General features: G+C 52.7%; 5 protein-coding genes. 4 read left to right on the top strand and 1 reads right to left on the bottom strand.

Annotation, left to right across the window (positions count from 1 at the left end; all coding sequences use genetic code 11):
- From ABYT30_RS15265 to ABYT30_RS15255, 3 genes are all read left to right on the top strand, one after another.
- The coding region (locus ABYT30_RS15265; RefSeq protein WP_373097364.1) for an SDR family NAD(P)-dependent oxidoreductase at positions 1-670 on the top strand (670 nt) is incomplete at its 5' end.
- Between the two features lie 183 nt (positions 671-853).
- Complete coding sequence (locus tag ABYT30_RS15260; RefSeq protein ID WP_373083141.1) at positions 854-2,059, top strand: amidohydrolase family protein; 1,206 nt, start codon at positions 854-856, stop codon at positions 2,057-2,059.
- Between the two features lie 89 nt (positions 2,060-2,148).
- Positions 2,149-3,366 carry a CaiB/BaiF CoA transferase family protein gene (locus tag ABYT30_RS15255; RefSeq protein ID WP_373083140.1) on the top strand — a complete coding sequence of 406 codons (1,218 nt, stop codon included), beginning with the start codon at positions 2,149-2,151 and terminating at the stop codon, positions 3,364-3,366.
- Between the two features lie 24 nt (positions 3,367-3,390).
- Here the strand turns inward: ABYT30_RS15255 and ABYT30_RS15250 are convergent, their stop codons facing one another.
- On the bottom strand, positions 3,391-4,314 hold the full coding sequence (locus tag ABYT30_RS15250; protein ID WP_373097363.1) for a flavin reductase family protein: 924 nt from the start codon (positions 4,312-4,314) through the stop codon (positions 3,391-3,393).
- A 328-nt stretch (positions 4,315-4,642) separates the two neighbouring features.
- On the opposite strand from ABYT30_RS15250, the gene ABYT30_RS15245 reads away from it, so the two are divergent.
- On the top strand, positions 4,643-5,088 hold a 446-nt coding region (locus tag ABYT30_RS15245; protein WP_373097362.1), incomplete at its 3' end, for a nitroreductase family deazaflavin-dependent oxidoreductase.

The raw sequence follows: 5,088 nt of genomic DNA, 5'->3' as shown, positions 1-5,088 counted from the left end.
GATTCAAGGGCGGACTGAGTCGTCGGTAAACACGCTGTTAAGTGCCCTGCGCGGCAGCGACCTTGAGGCACCGGTTGCTGGCGTGGTGGCGGATATTAACAAAAAGGGCTCGGTCGAGGATTTTGTTGTGGCTGCGGGCCGGGTGTTTGGGCGTATAGATGCCGTTGCCGATTGCTTGGTCATCGGGCCCAGTGAGGGCGGGATTACCGGCCCCTTTGAAAAAACGGATCCCGAGATGTATTTACCCTTTGTGGCGCTGTCACTGGTGTATCTGGAGCGCTTGGCGCAGGCAGTTTTACCATGGCTGAAAAGCAGTGACGGCTGTTTGTTAACCTTTGTTTCTGATGCCGGTGTATTCCCCGCACCTCGGCAAGCCATAATCGGCGCGGCGCGTGCCGGGGCGATTGGTTTTGTTAAAAATCTAGCGACCGAAGTCGCCCGCGACGGGGTTCGCGTGCATGCCATTTCGCCTAGCTTTGTCGCGGATACACGGGTGGCCGAAAAGCTTAAGGCTGCGGCGCCAGATCGATTTGAGGCTGCAGCGCGGCGCGCTGGCTTGGGTTTGCCGACACCGAAAGACATCGCACCGCTGGTGGTGTTCCTGTGCGGCGCCGGCGCAAAAAAAATGACGGGGCAAATTATAAGTATCAATGGTGGTCTGAATGTTTGAGCCGCCGGCGACATTGTTGAACTTTACTTAAGGCAACTAAAAGTTGCATTTAATTGGCAGGGGTGGTTAAAATGTTTTTGCGGTCACCGTTACTATGATAGCGGCTCCCGCATCAAGTATGGTTTTTGTCCGCAAGCGCGACTTGCTGGGCTTATATCCGCAATAATAATAGTGAGAATGATTATGTCGAATGCAGCCGCTGTAGCTAAATCAGATGACCCCATTGCCGAGAAAGCGATTAAGCGTCGTGTCGTCGACGCGGATGCTCATGTCGAACCGCCCTATGAAATGTGGCGAGAATACCTGCCGTCAGGGTTGCGGGATTTAGCGCCCTATGTGGAAGAAGGGGACGAGCACGACTGGATTGTTTTCGAGGGCAACCGGCGTCCAGTCCGCATGATCAGTAATCAGGCTGGCCGTGCGGGAAAAGATTTTAAGATGTTTGGTAAGCGCTCAGAAATGCGCGCCATTTGGCTTCCAGAAGTTCGTCTAGAAGATATGGATACCGATGGCATGGATGCCGCCGTTATGTTTGGTGGTGGCCCCCTCGGTACGGCGAACACCGAACTCTATATTGCCAGCTTTGATGCCTATAACCGCTGGGTGTGGGATTATTCCGGCAAGGATAGAAAGCGTTTGGTGCCAGTGGCTTATGTGCCTATGCGGGACGTTGATGAAACCATTGCTATGCTGAAAAATTTGGCAGCTTTGGGTTTTCGCACGGTGAATATTCCGGCTTTTCCGCAGGCGAAAGACGGTATAAGTACTAGCGCGACAGTAAAGGCCATAAAGGCTGGACAGGGTGCAGCCCTGACTGGCGATCCAAGTGGCTCGCGTTCCTACCGCGACCCCGAATTCGACCGGCTCTGGGCAACGGTAACGGAATTAGACCTTACCTTAACCATGCATTTGGGGGGACGTATTCCGCGATTTGGTGACAAAGAGCATTTCTTGCCCGATTTGGTGATGAGCAAGACCGCAATGGCTGAGCCGGTGGCCATTATGATTTACAGCGGTGTTTTTCAGCGCTTTCCCACGCTGCGTTTGGCTATTGTGGAGAGCGGTGTGGGCTGGATGTCGTGGATGGCGGAATATATGGATCGCACGTGGGAGAAGCAGCGTTTCTGGACCGATAGCGTGCTAACTGACAAGCCTAGCTTTTTCATGGACCGCAATATTTATGGCTCATTTATTCACGATCGCGTTGGTGTTTTGAATCGTAATCTGCCCGGTGGTCGGAATATTATGTGGTCCTCTGATTACCCTCATTCAGAAACCACATTCCCCCACTCTCAAGACGTTATCAATCGCGATTTTGACGGCATACCAGAAGCGGATATCAATGAAATTGTATGCAAACGGGCAGAGCGGCTCTATGGTTTAGTTTGATTCACGCTAAAAAATAACCGTATTGTAGGCCGACCATTGTGTCGGCCTTTTTGTGTAGTGGATGTGAACGAATAGTGAGTGAAGAGAATATGAGCGAGAACGATATGTTCGACGGGGTGCGGGTGATCGAGCTTGCCCAGTGGGTGTTTGTGCCCGTGGCTGGCGCCTTGCTTGCCGATTGGGGGGCAGATGTTATTCGCATCGAACACCCGGATGGCGACCCGTATCGCGCACTCTCTAGTCAGGGGATCGGTGCGGATAGTGGGGGTATCAATCTGGGTGTTGCGCTAGCCAATCGAGGTAAGCGTTCGCTGGCATTGGATCTTAAAAAAGACGCTGGTCGGGAGGTGCTGTATCGCCTGCTGGAAACCGCCGATGTGTTTTTGACTAATGTTAGGCCCGACGCGCTGGCGCGCTTAGGGCTTGGCGCCGATGAACTCCGCGAGCGTTTTCCCGGATTAGTTTATGCGCGGGGGCATGGCTATGGGGTGCGGGGGCCAGATGCTAATCTTGCTGGCTATGATGCTTCAGCATTTTTTGCCCGCGGTGGTGTGGCCGATGCCTTGACCCCGCCCGAGCGTGATTATCCCATTTCCCAGCGCGGTGCCATGGGCGATCGCAATGCGGGTATGGCCCTGGCGTTTGGCATTTCAGGTGCGCTGCTAAAGAAAAGCCGCACTGGAAAAGGCAGTGTGGTCGACGTGTCCTTACTCGCGTCGGCTATGTGGACCTTGTCGTCGGATATGTTGACCGTATTACAGGGGCAAGAGATTCCTCGTCCCGGTGATCGTGCGCAGTCACCAAATCCGCTGACCGCTACCTATAAAACAGCGGATGATCGCTTTATCCAGCTAATGTTTTTACAGGGTGATCGCTATTGGCCAGATTTTTGTCGCGTGTTGGGCCGGGACGATCTTATTCTCGATGCGCGTTTTCGGGATATCAAGGCACGGGCGGCAAATAGTGCCGCCTGTGTCGCCGAGTTAGATGCCGAGTTTGGCCGCCGAACATTTGCGCAGTGTAAGCAGCTACTGGGGCAGCTAGATGCACCGTGGGCGCCAGTGCAATCCGTTGACGAGCTGCTTGATGATCCCCAGGTAGTGGCTAATGGCTATATCGGCGAAGTAGACCCTGGGGATGGTTCTCCTGTCTACCGATTACCGGCGGTGCCGGTGCAATATAATGAGCAGGGGCCTGCTTTGCGACGCGCGCCGGAATTGGGTGAGCACACCGAACTGGTGTTGATGGAGCTCGGCCTTGAGTGGGCGGAAATTGAGCAGCTGCAAAAAGACGGTGTGGTGCCGTAACCCCGCAGAGAATAGTGTTATTCTTCAATCCGCGAAAGACTCGGCGACGTTGCCCAAGGCAATACGCAGAGTTTGCTGCGTGTCGTAGTCAAGAAGATTCAAGGCGGTAGATTCTTCTGCGGTGTAAAAAGAAAAAAGCTCCAAGTGTAGCCTTGCGCCGGTTTTGGAGGCTTCAATATTATAGGCGTTTTTCTGCAAGTATCCTCGCGCTATCAGGTCCTCTATTTCGTCATTGTTAGGCGAGTTATCACCCTGCGCGGCGACATCGATAAGGGTGTTTAAGTCAGTGCGTCCGGATTTCGCGACCAGCGCTAGAAAATAATATTGATTGACGCTTAGCTTGCGCTCAATTAATTGTGCTTTTAGTTTGCTAAGTAGCTTATGGCTGCAGTAACGGAGTAGATAGCCAAGCGAAGCATCGTCAAATTGGGTGCTACCGGCAGTGCGTGATTTCGCAGAATTCCTTTGCAGTTGACCGTATTGGCCAGCGTGGAAAAGCAGTGGATTTCGTTCGAATTGGCAAAACTCAATAACCTCACCGACAAAAATAATATGATCGCCGCCTTCGTATTGGTAACTGGTTTTACAAATAAAACGGGCCGCGCAGTCGGTCAATAGTGGTATCGCGTTGGGGCCGCGTTCGAGGTCTTTGTTGGCAAATTTGTCCACGCCGCGTTTGGCGAAGACGTTGGAAATGTCGATCTGATCTTCGGCGAGTACATGCACTGCGAAATAATCCGCCGCTTGGAAGTCTCGCAAGCTGAGTGCGGACTTTCCCAAGCTCCAGAGCACCATGGGTGGCTCCAGTGAAACTGAATTGAAGCTATTGGCCGTAAGGCCGACATCGCGGCCGTCAACGCTGCGGGTACTGACGACGGTTACCCCAGTGGTAAACGCGCCGAGGGCATTGCGAAAGGCGGTGGTGTCGACTTGCTTCGATGAATTCATTTGTCCGGTTCCTCTATGCGCTTTATGGCGCACTGTGGGTGTGGCGCTCTTGGTGCCGCCAGCGAAAATATCGTGAGCAGAACGTATTTAGATCATAGATTAGGGAATTATTAATCGCAACATATTGTTGCCTTTTAGTGGTTGGGCGGTAAAATGTTGCTGTCTTTTTAAAGGCAACTTTCCGTTGCTTTGGTAAATTCTTGGGGGTATAGTCATCTCCAGTAAAGTGAATAAATACCGTCACAGTGATTGGGTCCGTGGCTACAGTGCCGCAGTATCCAAAAATCCGTGACGGCACAGAGTAATAATAAAAAAGGAATCGGACATCATGAGTAAAAGCCCCGATACATCGAACTATGTGAAGGCTGATCTCAGCTTGCTTGGTGCAGAGCACGTTGCTAAATATCGCGAGACTGGCGGGGCGGTTGGCCATATCTGGAATGGCGTACCGGCACTGCTATTGACCACGACGGGGCGAAAAACCGGTGAAGCGCGCACTCAGGCAATGATTTACGCACGCGACGGCGATAACTATCTTGTTGTTGCCTCCAAAGGCGGTGCTCCACAGCACCCCGCTTGGTATCTTAATTTGGTAGCCCAGCCCGAGGTCGAAATTCAGGTAAAGGACGAAATTATCAAGGTCGTTGCAAGTACTGCGGAAGGCGCTGAGCGGGAGCGCTTGTGGCAGGTCGTAACTGGCGTTTGGCCTAATTATGATCAGTATCAGCAGCGTACGCAGCGGGTGATTCCCGTTGTTGTGCTGACGCCTGTTGT

This window comes from Zhongshania sp. (genome assembly GCF_041623545.1).
GTDB lineage: Bacteria > Pseudomonadota > Gammaproteobacteria > Pseudomonadales > Spongiibacteraceae > Spongiibacter.
The sequence above is the reverse complement of the archived record's forward strand: the minus strand, read 5'-3'. Positions and strand labels throughout refer to the sequence as shown.

Excerpts from the sequence above, each read along its gene's own strand:
- ABYT30_RS15260 (WP_373083141.1), top strand. The coding sequence starts at position 854 with ATGTCGAATGCAGCCGCTGTAGCTAAATCAGATGACCCCATTGCCGAG.
- ABYT30_RS15255 (WP_373083140.1), top strand. The coding sequence starts at position 2,149 with ATGAGCGAGAACGATATGTTCGACGGGGTGCGGGTGATCGAGCTTGCC.
- ABYT30_RS15250 (WP_373097363.1), bottom strand. The coding sequence starts at position 4,314 with ATGAATTCATCGAAGCAAGTCGACACCACCGCCTTTCGCAATGCCCTC.